Genomic DNA, 15,217 nt, shown 5'->3' with positions numbered 1-15,217 from the left:
ACAAAGGTGGCTAATGGGCCACCTTTGCTATTATTATCACGGCATACCTTACCGACTAAAATAGATCGACCCAAATCTAATGTCAGAATTTATCGCACCGCCCTGTCATGGTGTCATTGAGGTGTTATACCAAGATGAACATATCCTACTTATTAACAAACCGTCAGGTTTGCTAAGTTTGTCGGGTAAGCACCCGCTAAATAAAGACTCAGTACATTATCGATTAGTACAAGACTTTCCCAGTGCGACCTTATTGCATCGCCTTGATTTTGGTACCTCTGGCATTATGCTGGTGGCACTAAATAAACAGGTGAATGGCTTATTAACTCAGCAGTTTCAGCAACGCACTGTCAGTAAGTCTTATACTGCTGTGTTGCACGGAATGCTAGCCACAGACGAGGGCGAAATTGATTTACCTATCGCTAAAGATGACGGCAACTTTCCTTTGATGAAAATTTGTCACCAAACCGGAAAGCCTGCTCACAGCCACTATCGGGTGATAAGCCGAACCAACAGTGAGGAGCCGCAACAATCATCTACTAAGGTGGCGTTTAGCCCCATCACAGGACGCACGCATCAGTTACGTATTCATAGTCTTTTTTTAGGGCATCCTATATTGGGCTGCGATTTATACCGTAATGCAGTGTCACAGCAAATGTCAGCTCGATTGCTTTTGCATGCAACCACATTAACATTTACTCATCCTGTCACATTTGAGACCATGAAAGGGATTTGTCCAAGCCCTTTTTAATTAAAACAGATGCAAGCCTTAATAAAACTGGTGCATAATCAATCTATTAATTTAGTTGAGAAAGGAATATTAGCATGGTGATTTCATGGTCTGACTCATTAGCCTTGATTGTTTTTTTAATCAGTTGGGTTGGATACACCAGCTTTGCGAGACGAAAAGCTAAAACCACCAATTGTATTGCGAGGGTGATGCATCAACAGCGTATTTTATGGATGTCGCAGGTGATAGCCAAAGAGGTGAGGGTCGGTGAAGCTGCTTTACTGGCAAATCTGGAACGCAATATTGCTTTTTTCGCCTCGACAACGCTTTTAGTATTGGCCGGTGTGTTGACGTTATTTTCGCAAGTTGAAAAGCTGGAAACCGTCATTGCCTCTATTCCGTTTACCGCGCCACCTAATCACGCTTTGGTGCAAGTTAAGTTAGGCATGTTGGCGGGGATTTTTGTGTTAGCGTTTTTTCAATTTACCTGGTCTATGCGTCAATATGGTTTTGTTAACGTGATGATTGGGGCTGTGCCGCTTGATAAAACCGGTACAGATAAAAACTTACTTGCTTATGCTAGGCAAATGGCTGTAGTACAAGATCAGGCTGCTCATTCTTACAATTATGGCTTACGTTCTTATTACTATTCAATGGCTGCGTTGTGTTGGTTTATTCATCCATGGATGTTTATTTTTGCCAGTTTATTTGTTGTGTACACCCTATACCAACGAGAATTTAACTCTAAAGCGGTTATTGCGATAACCGCCGCACAAGCGCATTTAGAGAAAAATCCCCTGTATGTGCGTAAGGGGTAACTAGGGCCTGTTGATCTTTCAAGGTTATTTTTGCAGCGAATTGTTGGTCTTTTATACAAGGCAGAGACTTTGAAGTGTAGTTATTCTACATAAAAAGTCGATAACGCAGTAAAAATGACCAACAAACGCTGCCCACAGGGTTCGGCTAAAAACGTTTTACTCTTTGTTGAATAGATTTTGCTTAGGTGGCTAGGCTTCAATCCATTCGCCTCGATTAACACGTTTTTAACTCGAACAAAATTCAACCAGCAAAGATCAACAGGCCCTAGGCAAATCATTAACACCACGCCACATTAAACTTGGCGTGGTTTATTTTTTTGTAGTTTTTTTTGTAATGTTAACCCATGTATATAATGCCAAGTAAATGATGCGCATAAACTCACACCAAACAATGTGTGGAGTACACTAGCAAAGAGTTGACTGTCTTCTGAGCCTAAATAATATAAACCAACGCCAGTCAGTGCTAATAATAATAAACTCATGGACTGTATTACGCCGCTATAATGATTGCGTTTTTTTCGCCAACCAGCCCGGATGTGGCTGTGCCATAATGCCCCTAAAAGCATCAGCAATGTCCAACCCGTTAACACATGTATCACAGCGCCTGGTAACCGATATGAGTAAGACAATTCAATTGGGACTTGCCATTGTAATTTAAACTCTGCAACCCAAGGCAAAAGATAAAATCCGGAGAGTATGGCTGCAAACATAGCTGCCACTAATAACCAAAAAAACCAATTAGGGTAACCACTTAAATGCTTCATTGAGTAAAATCCGCTTGTTAAAATTGAATCACTTTTCCGCAAAGTTTATCAATCAAATGATAGGATTGCTTGGGTAACATTGCAGCGACTTTAGTCAGCGCATCTGCTCGCCAAGCGTATTTAGCCTGAACGGAGATGACAGTGGGCGTTGTCCATTGCGTATTAAGTTCGTTGTTGGCAATAATCTGGGCCGGATAGTCTTTATCAAAACAATTTGAAACTTGCGAGCTTGCCAACGCACTATTTATCAATAGTGTTGGTTCGCTAAGCCCATTGGCGGTGCGCTGCTTAACTGGTAGCTCAACAGAACCAAACACTTTTAAATCACCGCCGGCATTGACCCAGCCATGTTTGACTCCATAACGTTTTAATGTCGACACCGCCATATCAACGGCAAAACCTTTCGCAATACCATCTAATGTCACTAGTACAGGGCGAGACAGTTTGGCATATTGATGGCTAAGCTGAATGTCTTGCCAGGTGCCTTGCGGCAAAAAGGTATGTTCAACCAGGTGAGGTAACGCACCTGAGTTTACAAGTTCACCACCCACTGTACAGTTGAATCGATTATCAGTTAACCGACCTAAAACACGACTTAAATGAAGTATACGGATCCCATCACGACTGAATGCACACCATTGTCCCGGTGAACGGTTTAGCTGAGTTAGCTGACTCTCTAGCTGGTGAAAGCTAAGTTGTTGACTAATTGACTCAATACGTGAAAATGCTGCCATGATGGCAGCATTGCATTGTTGTGTATTTAAATCACTGGTGGTTTTATTATCTGGTACGATGGCGATTTCAACCAGGGTGCCCAGTAAAGGCTTTGCACGTCTTATCATGTTAGGCAGCAGATGATAAATAGAGTTTATGTATCACTAATAAACGCTTTACACCGTCTAACAAATTACGGCAGCTGAGGGTGGCACCACTGATGTTTGTTACATCTTCATCAAGTTTAAAAGGATCGGCTAAGGTTTTACCATTGAACTGACTTCTCCAGCTTTGCTCGCGAACTTGTCCACCGTGGGTTTCACGGTAACTTAACACTTCCATCCCCATGACTTCGCCTTGAGGATTAATGCTTACTGCATAGGTGATGTATTCATGCTTACCAATAACATCATCGACAATAAACCACCCTGCAAGTTCGCCATTTTGTTCTACACGCCAAATAGGTTGGTTGTCTTGGCGTTGTCGAGTGCCTGCAAGATCTTTAATTTCAGATTTAGCATCACTGCTAAATAAACGAGACTGGTCTTGGAACGTGGCTGAGTCTGAAAAGAGCAAAGCTTGTGCTTGGGGGATGGTTAAATAGTCTGCACTGTAAGCTGGAGCCATAACAACTGCCATAGGCACAAACCATAAACTATTTAGATAATTATTAGCCATAAACACCTACTTGTGTCACTAATGAATAGATAAAGGCTCATCTTAGATGAGCCTAAAATGGGCACATTGACTTAGAAGTTGAATGCCACTTTTAATCTAAATTCTTGCTCAGTTTTTTCAATTAGATGTAAATCGGTATCTTCTTGGCCTGCAAATTGTTCGCCACCGCCAGCAAGTTGCGGTAACCAGGTTAGCGTGGCCCACCAATCTTGATTTCCATAGTGAATAGAAGGGCCAGCAAACCAAGACCAGCGCTCTTGTCCTACTTCAGTTTCAAACTCTGTTTCGTATAGCACTTCAGCACTGACAAACCAGTTAGGAGCAAAACGATAGCTTAAGCCTGTACCAAACTTCAGTTCAATTTCCATCTCAGCGTCGGTAGGCCAATCAAAATCTTCTGGTAAATTGTCGATATAGGCGCGTTTTGCATAAGTACTTTCCATGCCCATATTGCCAACCCATATCAGTTCGCCTTCAAGGAAGTATTTTTGCGTTTGTAAGCCTAAATCAAGTGATAGCGTGTCTTTATCTTGGCCAGAATGCTTGTCAATCCAGTCGTAATCAAGGTTCATCGACATAGATAAACCAATATCATCTTTTGCTGGGCTTAAAAACATGTAGCTCGCACCTACTTCCATACCAGAAGAGGCAAATGAGATATCTTTTTCGGTAGGTAAGTAACCGTCAATAATTAACCCTGAGGTGTCTAATGACATGAACTTAATTGAACTAGACAGCGATAATTGATTGCTGTAGCCATATTCAAATTCAGTTTCATAATCTAATGCTTGATAACTACCTTGCTCTTTACCATCTCGAAATGTCAACTTTTGATATAACTCGATAGCATCTTTAGGCAAAGCCTCAGCTCCTTTTACATAGCCGAATAGATCTTCGCCAGCACTTGCTGTATTAACTGCACTTAAACCTAATATCACTAATGAAAGCTTACAGACTTTATTTGCTGAGACACGCATCATTTCCCAAATCTCCAAGAAAGGGTATTAATTTCGAGCAAATCTTATTTAATTAATATTATTAATGCAAACTAGTATCATTACTGCCTTTGCTCATAAAACGATATAAATAATCGTTAAAATAAGTTTATTTATATAAAACAAGTTGATAAAAAATTTAAATTTTAAGGTTAAATTAATCTAAGTGGTTATTTATTGAGCAGTTGGGTGCTTTGATTATGCTTTCGTAAGGTGTTTTGCCGAGTTTTCTAAAGGATAGTGCATGTTAATTTAACTGCTGGTGTTTGTAGCAAAGTCACTTTGTAGAGGGAAGACGTAAGGGGAAGAGGGGGTTATAAAGTCGCATTTACGAAAAAGCCGCAGCAATAAAACATTGCTGCGGCTTATCTGAATTGGTGGCCCCTCCCAGACTTGAACTGGGGACCTGACGATTATGAGTCGTATGCTCTAACCAACTGAGCTAAGGGGCCGACTTAAGATAGTCGTCACTATCGAAAGCGGGTGAAAGTATACGAAGTTTGTAAGCGCTTGTCACCCGTGTTTTGAGTACTATTTACTTATCTTGTTTCAATTGGTTATCTGTTAAGCAGTTTTGTTGCTATTAGCATGAGTTAAGCTGACTTTAGTACCAAACCTTAAACATTTTATCAATCCGCATTAATCTGTGATCATTTATTTATCTTGATTGATATACTTTTGCTATGACCAATAAAAAACCTGCCGAAGCAGGTTTTTTGTCACGTTTAATTCAAAAAGCTTATTCGTCTAGGAACGACTTTAAGATTTCTGAGCGAGAAGGGTGGCGTAACTTGCGTAACGCTTTGGCTTCAATTTGACGAATACGTTCACGTGTTACGTCAAACTGTTTACCCACTTCTTCTAATGTGTGGTCAGTGTTCATGTCGATACCAAAACGCATACGCAATACTTTTGCTTCACGGGCCGTTAAGCCTGCTAATACTTCATGAGTCGCGTTTTTTAGGCTTTCGCTAGTCGCTGAGTCTAATGGTAACTCGAGGGTTGTATCCTCGATAAAATCACCTAAATGCGAATCTTCATCGTCACCGATTGGGGTTTCCATTGAGATTGGCTCTTTAGCGATTTTGAGTACCTTACGGATTTTATCTTCAGGCATCATCATACGCTCAGCTAATTCTTCAGGAGACGGCTCGCGGCCCATTTCTTGAAGCATCTGGCGTGAAATACGGTTCAGCTTGTTGATGGTTTCGATCATGTGTACTGGAATACGGATCGTGCGTGCTTGGTCTGCAATCGAACGCGTAATCGCCTGACGGATCCACCAGGTTGCATACGTTGAGAACTTATAACCACGACGGTATTCAAACTTATCAACCGCTTTCATCAAACCAATGTTACCTTCTTGAATTAAGTCCAAGAACTGTAAACCACGGTTGGTGTATTTTTTAGCAATAGAGATAACCAAACGTAAGTTGGCTTCTACCATTTCTTTTTTCGCGCGACGTGCTTTCGCTTCACCGATTGACATACGACGGTTAATGTCTTTGATGCCAGCGATGGTTAAATCGGTTTCTTCTTCAATTGACGCGAGTTTACCAACACAACGTGCAACGTCTTCTTCGACCATGCGAAGACCTTCAGCGTATGGCTTGCTGCTGGCTTTTTCTGCGTTAAACCAATCTAGATTCGTTTCGTTGCCTGTAAATGCTTTAATGAAGTTTTTCTTCGGCATTTTGGCTTGTTCAACACACAATTTGATCACTAGACGTTCTTGAACACGAACACGATCCATCATGTTGCGCATGCTTTTTACTAGACGGTCAAACTGTTTCGGAACGAGACGAAATTCTTTAAATAGTTCACCGATAACAAACAATGAACCAATGGCTTCTGGGTGATCACGGCCTTTCTCTGCAATAATGGCAAGGCTTTTTTCGTAAGCTTCTCTCAGTTGAGTAAACTTCTCTTTAGCTTCTTCAGGATCAGGACCTTTGTTGCCTTCTTCCTCTTCATTATCGTCATCGTCGTCATCATCGTCATCATCGTCATCATCGTCATCACGATCATCGTCAGATAATTCTGAGCCAATGTTAGTTGCTGTTGGTGCAACATCTTCTTCGTCAGGATTGATAAATCCAGAGATAATATCAGACAAACGCAACTCGTCGGCTTCGTACTGGTCGAATTGCTCTAAAATCATAGCGATAGCTTGAGGGTATTCACTCACAGAACTTTGTACTGTGTTAATACCTTCTTCGATACGCTTTGCAATAACAATTTCGCCTTCGCGAGTCAGCAGTTCTACTGTACCCATTTCGCGCATGTACATACGTACAGGGTCTGTGGTACGGCCTAACTCACTTTCTACGGTTGCGAGCGCTGCAGCAGCTTCTTCTGCGGCATCTTCGTCTGTGTTGTCTTCCGACATCATCATGTCATCGGCATCTGGCGCTTCTTCAAAAACGCGGATACCCATGTCATTTATCATCTGGATAATATCTTCAATCTGATCAGAATCGACCATGTCTGCTGGTAAGTGGTCGTTCACTTCAGCATAGGTTAAGTAACCTTGCTCTTTACCTTTAGCGAGCAACAGTTTGAGTTGCGACTGCGGAGTGTGATCCATAGATATCATCCAAGTTTGGGTAACTGATAAAACGATAGGCCATTTAGCTATGCTAAGTGGCGCGCAAATCGTCAATTATAACTGTGCAGACTAATCTTAGCTAGTCCGTGGTACCGTTTTGTACGCAGATTATTAATTAATAACTGGGTACTATTTTGCAATGCCTTTCATTATCGCAATCAGCTTTGTCAGTTGAATTTTTTCAACTTTGGTCAAAGTCTGTTTAAGGCTTAGCTCTTGATATAGTTGTTCAATATATTGATTATTCAACCATACCAAGGTTTGCTTAAACTCGGGCAATACGTTCTCATCCGCCACTTGATGGTCCCATTGGGCTAACTTTGTTAGAGTGCTCTTTTGTTCATGCTCTCTATGTAGTTCAAGTAGTTGTGCGCTGTTTAACGATTGTTCTCGAGTCATTTCTAGCAAGTGTGCTAGTAATTCTATACCAGGCATTTGAAGCCGCTCTAATGCGGGTTGTTTTTGTAAACCAAAACCAAGACTCGGGTTTTGTACAAGCAGGGCGATGGCTAACCTTAAAGGGGTTCCACGGCCTTGTATGCCTTTTGCATTGAGCGGTTTTGCCTTGTTAACGGCAAAACCCAGTTTTTTCTTTAAATCTTCGCTACTGTTCATGCCCAATTTGTGTGCTAGGTTTTCTAACAATAAATTTTGCAGGACAGTGTCTTGTACCTTTTCTATTAGTGCAATGGCTTGCTTAGCCAATGCGCCTTTGTCTGAGCCATGGTTACTGCTTAATGTGTCGAACAAAAACTCGGGTAACAGCATGGCTTGTTGCATTAATGCTTCAAATGCGTCTTTGCCAATCTTTCTGACCATGGTGTCAGGATCTTCGCCTTGCGGCAAAAACATAAATTTAACCTGGTCACCGGGTTTGAGTAGCGGCAGGGCTGTTTCGAGTGCACGCCATGCAGCTTCGCGACCGGCTCTGTCGCCGTCATAACAACAAATGACTTGCTTTGCACTACGCACTAAAAGCTGAAATTGTTCAGCTGTGGTTGAGGTGCCTAATGACGCTACTGCGTAATCTACCCCAAACTGTGCCAGGGCGACTACATCCATGTATCCTTCAACAATTAAAACGTGTTGTGGATCGCGATGTTTCTGTTTGAGTTCATATAAACCGTAAAGCTCATTACCCTTATGAAATATGGGCGTTTCTGGAGAATTCAAGTATTTGGGGGTGCCTTCACCCAAAACCCTTCCACCAAATCCTACAACGCGGCCTCTGCGGTCACGGATCGGAAACATCAATCTGTCACGAAAACGGTCATAACGCTTGCCGTTGTCGTTGGCTATTAGCATGCCTGCTGTGAGCAATTTATCTTGTGCTGCTTGGTTTTGTCTGTAACGCCCGAGCAAACCATCCCAGCCATCTGGAGCAAACCCAATCCCAAATTGTGCAACTACGTCATTTGATAAACCACGAAATTCGAGGTAGTCGACGACCTTTTTCTTATCTGGATGCTGCCTTAACTGACTTTGATAAAAAAGGTTGGCCTCTTCCATCAGTTCATATAAGTCGCGGCTTAGCCCTTGGTCGGGCCTTTTACCTGTGCCTTGCTCTCTTGGAACGTCCAATCCAAGTTGTCCAGCAAGTTCTTCAATGGCATCAACAAATTCTAGTCGGTCATATTCCATGACAAAGTCAATTGCATTGCCATGGGCGCCACAACCAAAACAGTGATAAAACTGTTTGTCTCTACTGACGGTAAAAGAGGGTGATTTTTCGCTATGAAAAGGACAACAGGCCGAATGATTTTTGCCGGCTTTTTTCAACGGAACTTTGCGATCGATTAGATCGACAATGTCAATGCGAGCTATAAGCTCATTGATAAAATCACGAGGTATCGCCATTGATTGCTATTTTTCTCGAATTTACTTTATCAACTGATTTAAACAAACAAGCCGTGCAAGTGCACGGCTTATTCAACATTAAAAGGCGATTACTTCAATTTAGCGCGTATCATAGTGCCAATGGCACCTAAATCTGCACGACCTTGAACTTTCGATTTTAATGCTCCCATTACTTTACCCATGTCCGCCATGGTTGCTGCACCTACTTCAGTGATAGTCGCATCGATAATCGCTGCGACTTCGTCTTCTGTAAGTTGTTTTGGTAGAAAAGTCTCAATAACTTGAATCTCTTCTGCCTCCGCTGCGGCCAACTCCGGACGTCCGGCTGCTTCATATTGAGCAATCGAGTCACGGCGTTGTTTGACCATTTTGGTTAATACAGCTATTGCTTGGTCATCAGTTAGAGATTCGCGGGTGTCCACTTCAATCTGTTTGATGGCGGCAAGTGCCATACGAATTGTCCCCAAGCGCACTTTATCTTTAGCGCGCATGGCTTCTTTCATTTGGTCTTTTAGCTGTTCGGTTAAGTTCATAATGAGATTAGTATAAACGTACGCGACGTGCGTTTTCGCGAGAAAGCTTTTTAGCTAAACGCTTAACTGCAGCAGCTTTTGCACGCTTACGAGCAGTAGTTGGCTTCTCGTAGAATTCACGAGCACGCACGTCAGCTAAAATACCAGCTTTTTCACAAGAGCGCTTGAAACGACGAAGAGCTACGTCGAATGGTTCGTTTTCACGTACTTTAATAATTGGCATACGCCATCACCCCTTAGGTGTAGTTATGTTGGTTGGCTAAGTCTACGGTTTAATACTGTCTGCCATAGGTAAAACAAATAACAGCACATTAAACAGCAGCATCTCAACTCAAACCAAAGGCTATTTAAAATGGTGCGGAATTTTACACCGAGCGACGACCATTTGTAAACCCCTGATTGATTTTCTCTTTGCAACAAGGGTAAGGCTATCATTTTTTTATAATTATCGGCTTTAATACTGAAATGTTGGAGTATTTAAGCTGACGCGGGTAGAATTAGCGGCCATATTTTTAATGAAGACGAGAGATTATGCGGGTTATAGGTATAGAGACTTCTTGCGATGAAACTGGGATTGCAGTGTATGACGATAAGTTAGGCTTAATGTCGCATGTACTTTATAGCCAAGTTAAGTTGCACGCCGATTATGGTGGTGTGGTGCCTGAGCTCGCATCTCGTGATCATGTTCGAAAAATAGTGCCATTAATTAAACAGGCCTTAGCAAAAGCTAATTCGAGTTTAGATAATATTGATGGCATAGCTTACACAAAAGGCCCCGGGCTGATTGGCGCTTTACTTGTCGGTGCGTGCGTTGGTCGTTCATTAGCTTACGCTTGGAACAAACCGGCTGTAGGTGTGCATCACATGGAAGGTCATTTGCTGGCTCCAATGTTAGAAGACGATGCGCCAGAGTTTCCATTTATCGCGCTTTTAGTTTCTGGCGGTCATTCGATGTTGGTGCAAGTTGAAGGCATTGGCCGTTATCAGGTGTTAGGTGAGTCTGTTGATGATGCCGCTGGTGAGGCTTTTGACAAAACGGCTAAATTGATGGGACTTGATTATCCGGGGGGACCACGCTTAGCTAAGTTAGCCCAGCAAGGATTGCCAGCAGGGTATAAGTTTCCACGGCCTATGACAGATAGACCCGGTTTAGATTTTAGTTTTTCTGGATTAAAAACCTTCACAGCCAATACTATTGCGGCAGAGCCAGATGATCAGCAAACTCGGGCTAATATTGCTCGGGCGTTTGAAGAAGCGGTTGTTGATACATTAGCCATTAAGTGTAAGCGAGCCTTAAAACAAACCGGTTATAAACGGTTAGTGATAGCCGGCGGCGTGAGCGCCAATACACGCTTGCGTGAGTCTTTAGCAGAAATGATGACTAACTTAGGCGGTAAAGTGTATTACCCGCGTGGTGAGTTTTGCACCGATAATGGTGCCATGATTGCTTATGCAGGCTTACAACGTTTGCGGGCTGGGCAGATTGAACCATTGTCGGTTAAGGGGCAACCTCGCTGGCCTTTAGATACCTTACCCGCAGTTGATTAGCACCATTGTGAGCGGCAATAAAACCTAACTCTTTTTAGTTGAGTTAGGTTTTTTTATGGTTTTTTTTCGCGACACTTTAGACTCTTCGCCAATGCGTAACCGGCCAATATTGTCTTTATGACGGATTAAAATCAGTGTTGCTAACATGGCAACAGGCAGAATAAATCGGTCATCTAGCCACCAGGTGTAAAAGGGGGCTGAGGTCGCCGCGGCCATTGCTGCTACCGACGAATAGCGTGTAAGCAGTATGAATACAATCCAGGTGACTATGAGGCATAGGGCTAAATCGCCACCGATAGGGGCCATTGCTCCAAATGCTGTCGCGACCCCTTTACCGCCCTTAAAGCCAAAAAAAACAGGGAATATGTGCCCGAGGCAGGCGCTGACGGCAATAAAGCCTAGGGATGCCGCATCAAGTCCGATTTTATAACCAAGGTAAGATGGCAGAGCGCCTTTGAGCATGTCAAAAAAAAGCACTAATGCTGCCGAGCTACCACCACCGATGCGCAGCACATTGGTGGCACCAGGGTTACCAGAACCGCTGGTGCGTGGGTCGGGCAAACCTCTTATTTTACAAACCAATACGGCACTTGAGATCGAGCCGGCTAAATACGCGGCGATGATCATCAATATTGTGACAATAACGGTGTTCAAATTGGTTTCCTTACTCTTCTTGGGGTATCATCGCGCATGCTTTTATTAGACAGTGATGTTTTGCTATCTGTTGATACTGTCTTCACGTTAACATGGTTAGTTTATTCATGTTAATGGCACAACAGCGCCTATCCTACTGCTTTAATTCATTAGGAAAAAGGCCAAATGTGTATTATTAAGCATATAATCGACAATTAAGTTTGATTAGGATGATCTTAGGGTCTTTTTAACTGGTTTAAGGTGAATAGTTGCATGGATAAGGTGCTCATACGTCAGTTAGCCATAGAAACCGTCATCGGTATTTATGAGTGGGAAAAAAAGCTCAATCAAACATTGCTGATTGACTTAGACATGGCCTGGGACAATCGTCTCGCTGCTGCAAGCGATGCTTACGAACATGCGCTGTGTTACGAGACCGTTTCGAATCGATTGACGGCATTAATTACTGAAAAACCAATAGAGTTAATTGAAACCGTTGCTGAAATGATTGCGCAATGTTTACAAGAGGAATTTAATGTTCCTTGGGTTAACGTTGTCGTGATGAAACCAGGCGCTGTACCTAACGCTGCCTCAGTTGGTGTTGAAATTGAGCGTGGATATCGTTAAGTGTTTTCTTTTTATCGTATTAGCAACTAGGTCTGTCGATGGCACGCATTTACATTAGCTTAGGGACAAATATTTCTCCTGAGCAACACCTTAAAGCTGGTTTGCTTGATTTGCAGCACTATTTTGGCCGATTACAGTTATCGCGCGTTTTTGAAAGCGAGGCAGTTGGCTTTAAGGGGACTAATTTTTTAAACATGGTTGCCGCCGCACAGACCGAGTTAAGCATTGCCGAGGTGGTTGCTACGTTTAAACGTATTGAGCAAGCAAATGGTCGCATTAAAAGTGAGAAAAAGTTTAGCCCGCGAAGCCTAGATATCGATCTACTCCTGTACGACAATATGGTTTGTGACGAGCCTGTTGAATTGCCTCGTGGCGAGATTTTATTTAATGCGTTTGTGTTATGGCCCTTGGCTGAAATTGCCCCTAATGTAAACCATCCCGTAGTGCACAAAAGTTATCATGCTCTTTGGCAAGAATATGACAAGCAAAGTCAGCATTTGTGGCCGATTGATTTTGATTTTCCAAGTGAACTACAAACAACAGTGATTTTATAACCTTTTATAAGTGATTCTCCACAAGGACAAATATGGACACGCTTCAAGTTATTTTTTTGGCTTTAATTCAAGGATTAACTGAGTTTTTACCTATTTCTAGCTCGGCACATTTAATTTTACCGTCACAACTTTTGGGCTGGTCAGATCAAGGGCTTTCATTTGACGTTGCGGTTAACACTGGTTCACTGTTTGCGGTGGTGATTTACTTTCGACATGACATAGTGACCTTAACAAAATCTTGGTTTGGCAGTCTAGGTGGCACACAAAGCCAAGAAAGTAAGCTAGCTTGGTGGATTATTCTTGCAACCATTCCTGCAGTGATTGTCGGTTTTACTGCCAAAGATTTTATTGAAACCCACTTTAGAAACACATTGGTGATTGCCATCACAACCATAGTGTTTGGTTTATTACTGTGGGTGGCTGATCGTATGTCAAAAGCACAGTTAAATGAGTTTCAAATGGGCTGGAAAAAAGCGTTGTTAATTGGTTTTGCTCAAGCGCTGGCATTAATTCCTGGTACTTCACGCTCTGGTGCGACAATGACTGCGGCCCTAATGCTCGGTTTAACCCGTGAGGCAGCGGCACGGTTTTCGTTTTTAATGTCGATCCCTGTCAGTTTTGGTGCTGCAATATTAGTCACAAAAGATTTACTTGAAAGCCCTGCCGCAATTGATTATCAGGCTCTTGGATTAGGCATAGTGGTATCATTTATTGCTGCGTATGTATGTATTCATTACTTTTTAAAGTTTATTAGCCAAATCGGCATGACCCCCTTTGTGATTTACCGTCTATTATTAGGTGGCGTGTTACTGGCTATGCTTTATCTTTAAGACAACACGCTCTAGTACACTTTATTAACGGGTAGCAATACCCGTTTTTTGTTTTTATTATGGATAACGTTCAGTTATCTCGAGTTAAGGTTAACGATGACTCTTCCGCTTTTATGTCCGGTTTGCTCGGCTCCACTAACACAACACCTTGCATCGTGTGGCTTGTATTGTGCTAATAAACACCATTTTGACAAGCATGCACAAGGTTATTGGCCATTATTGAGTAATACCAAAACCAAACCTCAAGTATTGTCGCGTCAACAAATGCGGGCGCGACACTTTTTACTGGAATCTGGGATATTTGCTCCCTTAATGACACAATTACAGCAGATCTTATTGGATTTGTTAAAAACCTCAGAGCAACAGGATTTTGAGCATCTCGATTATCAATGTGCAGATGGCTATTATTTGCGTCAGTTAGTGCCTGCAATTGCTGGATCTGATATTGCTTGTCAGCATTGGGGCATAACCGATGCCGAAAACGCAATATTTGCAGCGGCTAAAGCACAAACGCCTGCAAAGTTAATTTTGGCTGCATTGAAAAAGTTACCTTTTGCGAGCCAGTCAATCGACTTGATCACCGTATTCGACTCAGCATTAAAAGGAAAAGAATGTATTCGAGTACTAAAAGACAATGGTCGAATGCTGATATTGCAGCCCGGGGTGCGTCATTTATGGCAAATAAAGCAGCAAGTCTATCCTGATTTGGTTGAAAAGCCGTTGCAACTCAATTTACCTAATGAGCTAGAGATTGCAGCGCAACATCAGGTTAGTTTTACGCAGCCCGTAGCAGGTGATCAGGCGTTAACGCTATTAGATATGTCTGTATTTGGGTGGCGAGCAAATGATGAGTTAAAGCATCGTATTAAGTCTACCGCGATACCTTCACTCGAGTTTGACTGGCAAGTGGTTGTGTTGAAAAAGCGCGAATAAAATAAAAACAGGAATACACCATTGCGCGTGAGTAAATGATGCCTTCGCGAGAATTTAACAGGACTTATACCAATTCCAGCAATTATCTGGTCATTCAGCGGGAATTCTGTGTCTTCTAGACAAGCAATAGGATTGTAGGCATAGTTGCTCTCGACAACCGCACCTGCGTTGTTCTACCTCCTGCGTCCATGCAGTCGTCGACAACTGCTCCTGCGTTGTTCTAGCTCCTGCGTCCATGCAGTCGTCGACAACTGCTCCTGCGTTGTTCTACCTCCTGCTTCCATGCAGTCGTCGACAACTGCTCCTGCGTTGTTCTACCTCCTGCGTCCATGCAGTCGTACGTCAAAATGCTATTAAGCAGTATAGAAGGCACTGAAACCCGCCTTGTAGGAGAA

16 protein-coding genes, 1 tRNA gene and 1 pseudogene are annotated in these 15,217 nt (G+C 42.6%); 7 read left to right on the top strand and 11 right to left on the bottom strand.

What is annotated here, in order from left to right; genetic code table 11:
- Nucleotides 1-79: 79 nt before the first annotated feature.
- Both L2703_RS06885 and L2703_RS06880 read left to right on the top strand, forming a co-directional pair.
- The gene (locus tag L2703_RS06885) at nt 80-751 is read left to right on the top strand and encodes an RluA family pseudouridine synthase (protein WP_248970376.1); all 672 of its coding nucleotides are present in this window, start codon (nt 80-82) and stop codon (nt 749-751) included.
- A gap of 74 nt (nt 752-825) precedes the next feature.
- Nucleotides 826-1,548 carry a DUF599 domain-containing protein gene (locus L2703_RS06880; protein WP_248970375.1) on the top strand — a complete coding sequence of 241 codons (723 nt, stop codon included), beginning with the start codon at nt 826-828 and terminating at the stop codon, nt 1,546-1,548.
- Here the strand turns inward: L2703_RS06880 and L2703_RS06875 are convergent.
- The 10 genes and pseudogenes from L2703_RS06875 to rpsU form a co-directional block, all read right to left on the bottom strand.
- Nucleotides 1,548-1,748, bottom strand: a pseudogene (locus L2703_RS06875) (hypothetical protein); the annotation flags it as partial. The gene L2703_RS06880 and the pseudogene L2703_RS06875 overlap by 1 nt on opposite strands.
- A gap of 93 nt (nt 1,749-1,841) precedes the next feature.
- Nucleotides 1,842-2,312, bottom strand: coding sequence for a hypothetical protein (locus tag L2703_RS06870; RefSeq protein WP_248970374.1), 471 nt, complete (start codon nt 2,310-2,312; stop codon nt 1,842-1,844).
- 17 nt (nt 2,313-2,329) lie between these two features.
- Nucleotides 2,330-3,154, bottom strand: a complete 825-nt coding sequence (locus L2703_RS06865; RefSeq protein ID WP_248970373.1) for an FAD:protein FMN transferase — start codon at nt 3,152-3,154, stop codon at nt 2,330-2,332.
- Between the two features lies 1 nt (nt 3,155).
- Nucleotides 3,156-3,704, bottom strand: a complete 549-nt coding sequence (locus L2703_RS06860; protein ID WP_248970372.1) for an FMN-binding protein — start codon at nt 3,702-3,704, stop codon at nt 3,156-3,158.
- Nucleotides 3,705-3,775: 71 nt separating this feature from the next.
- On the bottom strand, nt 3,776-4,684 hold the full coding sequence (locus L2703_RS06855; RefSeq protein ID WP_248970371.1) for a DUF6662 family protein: 909 nt from the start codon (nt 4,682-4,684) through the stop codon (nt 3,776-3,778).
- Between the two features lie 390 nt (nt 4,685-5,074).
- A tRNA-Ile gene (locus L2703_RS06850) sits at nt 5,075-5,151 on the bottom strand.
- Nucleotides 5,152-5,438: 287 nt separating this feature from the next.
- The gene (rpoD, locus tag L2703_RS06845) at nt 5,439-7,286 is read right to left on the bottom strand and encodes an RNA polymerase sigma factor RpoD (protein WP_248970370.1); all 1,848 of its coding nucleotides are present in this window, start codon (nt 7,284-7,286) and stop codon (nt 5,439-5,441) included.
- Between the two features lie 150 nt (nt 7,287-7,436).
- Complete coding sequence (dnaG, locus tag L2703_RS06840) at nt 7,437-9,164, bottom strand: DNA primase (protein WP_248970369.1); 1,728 nt, start codon at nt 9,162-9,164, stop codon at nt 7,437-7,439.
- An 89-nt stretch (nt 9,165-9,253) separates the two neighbouring features.
- A complete protein-coding gene (locus tag L2703_RS06835; RefSeq protein ID WP_248970368.1) occupies nt 9,254-9,697 on the bottom strand; it encodes a GatB/YqeY domain-containing protein in 444 nt (147 codons plus the stop codon).
- Nucleotides 9,698-9,704: 7 nt separating this feature from the next.
- Nucleotides 9,705-9,920, bottom strand: a complete 216-nt coding sequence (gene rpsU / locus L2703_RS06830; protein ID WP_006080725.1) for a 30S ribosomal protein S21 — start codon at nt 9,918-9,920, stop codon at nt 9,705-9,707.
- 308 nt (nt 9,921-10,228) lie between these two features.
- On the opposite strand from rpsU, the gene tsaD reads away from it, so the two are divergent.
- Nucleotides 10,229-11,245, top strand: coding sequence for a tRNA (adenosine(37)-N6)-threonylcarbamoyltransferase complex transferase subunit TsaD (gene tsaD, locus L2703_RS06825; RefSeq protein WP_248970367.1), 1,017 nt, complete (start codon nt 10,229-10,231; stop codon nt 11,243-11,245).
- A 24-nt stretch (nt 11,246-11,269) separates the two neighbouring features.
- Here tsaD and plsY read toward each other — a convergent pair whose 3' ends face one another.
- The gene (plsY, locus tag L2703_RS06820) at nt 11,270-11,899 is read right to left on the bottom strand and encodes a glycerol-3-phosphate 1-O-acyltransferase PlsY (RefSeq protein ID WP_248970366.1); all 630 of its coding nucleotides are present in this window, start codon (nt 11,897-11,899) and stop codon (nt 11,270-11,272) included.
- Nucleotides 11,900-12,151: 252 nt separating this feature from the next.
- On the opposite strand from plsY, the gene folB reads away from it, so the two are divergent.
- The 4 genes from folB to L2703_RS06800 all read left to right on the top strand — a co-directional run bounded on the left by folB (nt 12,152) and on the right by L2703_RS06800 (nt 14,822).
- Entirely contained in the window at nt 12,152-12,505 is a 354-nt protein-coding gene (folB, locus tag L2703_RS06815; protein ID WP_248970365.1) for a dihydroneopterin aldolase, read from the top strand.
- Between the two features lie 38 nt (nt 12,506-12,543).
- The gene (gene folK, locus L2703_RS06810) at nt 12,544-13,059 is read left to right on the top strand and encodes a 2-amino-4-hydroxy-6-hydroxymethyldihydropteridine diphosphokinase (protein ID WP_248970364.1); all 516 of its coding nucleotides are present in this window, start codon (nt 12,544-12,546) and stop codon (nt 13,057-13,059) included.
- Nucleotides 13,060-13,091: 32 nt separating this feature from the next.
- On the top strand, nt 13,092-13,889 hold the full coding sequence (locus L2703_RS06805) for an undecaprenyl-diphosphate phosphatase (RefSeq protein ID WP_248970363.1): 798 nt from the start codon (nt 13,092-13,094) through the stop codon (nt 13,887-13,889).
- 96 nt (nt 13,890-13,985) lie between these two features.
- Nucleotides 13,986-14,822, top strand: a complete 837-nt coding sequence (locus L2703_RS06800; protein ID WP_248970362.1) for a putative RNA methyltransferase — start codon at nt 13,986-13,988, stop codon at nt 14,820-14,822.
- Nucleotides 14,823-15,217: the final 395 nt, after the last annotated feature.

Source organism: Shewanella basaltis (assembly GCF_023283885.1).
GTDB classification, from domain to species: Bacteria; Pseudomonadota; Gammaproteobacteria; order Enterobacterales; family Shewanellaceae; genus Shewanella; species Shewanella basaltis.
Note: the sequence above shows the minus strand (reverse complement) of the source record. Positions and strands in the feature narration are given on the sequence as shown.

What these genes read in the sequence shown, in the direction of transcription:
- L2703_RS06885 (WP_248970376.1), top strand. Translation starts at nt 80, where the DNA reads ATGTCAGAATTTATCGCACCGCCCTGTCATGGTGTCATTGAGGTGTTA.
- L2703_RS06880 (WP_248970375.1), top strand. Translation starts at nt 826, where the DNA reads ATGGTGATTTCATGGTCTGACTCATTAGCCTTGATTGTTTTTTTAATC.
- L2703_RS06870 (WP_248970374.1), bottom strand. Translation starts at nt 2,312, where the DNA reads ATGAAGCATTTAAGTGGTTACCCTAATTGGTTTTTTTGGTTATTAGTG.
- L2703_RS06865 (WP_248970373.1), bottom strand. Translation starts at nt 3,154, where the DNA reads ATGATAAGACGTGCAAAGCCTTTACTGGGCACCCTGGTTGAAATCGCC.
- L2703_RS06860 (WP_248970372.1), bottom strand. Translation starts at nt 3,704, where the DNA reads ATGGCTAATAATTATCTAAATAGTTTATGGTTTGTGCCTATGGCAGTT.
- L2703_RS06855 (WP_248970371.1), bottom strand. Translation starts at nt 4,684, where the DNA reads ATGATGCGTGTCTCAGCAAATAAAGTCTGTAAGCTTTCATTAGTGATA.
- rpoD (WP_248970370.1), bottom strand. Translation starts at nt 7,286, where the DNA reads ATGGATCACACTCCGCAGTCGCAACTCAAACTGTTGCTCGCTAAAGGT.
- dnaG (WP_248970369.1), bottom strand. Translation starts at nt 9,164, where the DNA reads ATGGCGATACCTCGTGATTTTATCAATGAGCTTATAGCTCGCATTGAC.
- L2703_RS06835 (WP_248970368.1), bottom strand. Translation starts at nt 9,697, where the DNA reads ATGAACTTAACCGAACAGCTAAAAGACCAAATGAAAGAAGCCATGCGC.
- rpsU (WP_006080725.1), bottom strand. Translation starts at nt 9,920, where the DNA reads ATGCCAATTATTAAAGTACGTGAAAACGAACCATTCGACGTAGCTCTT.
- tsaD (WP_248970367.1), top strand. Translation starts at nt 10,229, where the DNA reads ATGCGGGTTATAGGTATAGAGACTTCTTGCGATGAAACTGGGATTGCA.
- folB (WP_248970365.1), top strand. Translation starts at nt 12,152, where the DNA reads ATGGATAAGGTGCTCATACGTCAGTTAGCCATAGAAACCGTCATCGGT.
- folK (WP_248970364.1), top strand. Translation starts at nt 12,544, where the DNA reads ATGGCACGCATTTACATTAGCTTAGGGACAAATATTTCTCCTGAGCAA.
- L2703_RS06805 (WP_248970363.1), top strand. Translation starts at nt 13,092, where the DNA reads ATGGACACGCTTCAAGTTATTTTTTTGGCTTTAATTCAAGGATTAACT.
- L2703_RS06800 (WP_248970362.1), top strand. Translation starts at nt 13,986, where the DNA reads ATGACTCTTCCGCTTTTATGTCCGGTTTGCTCGGCTCCACTAACACAA.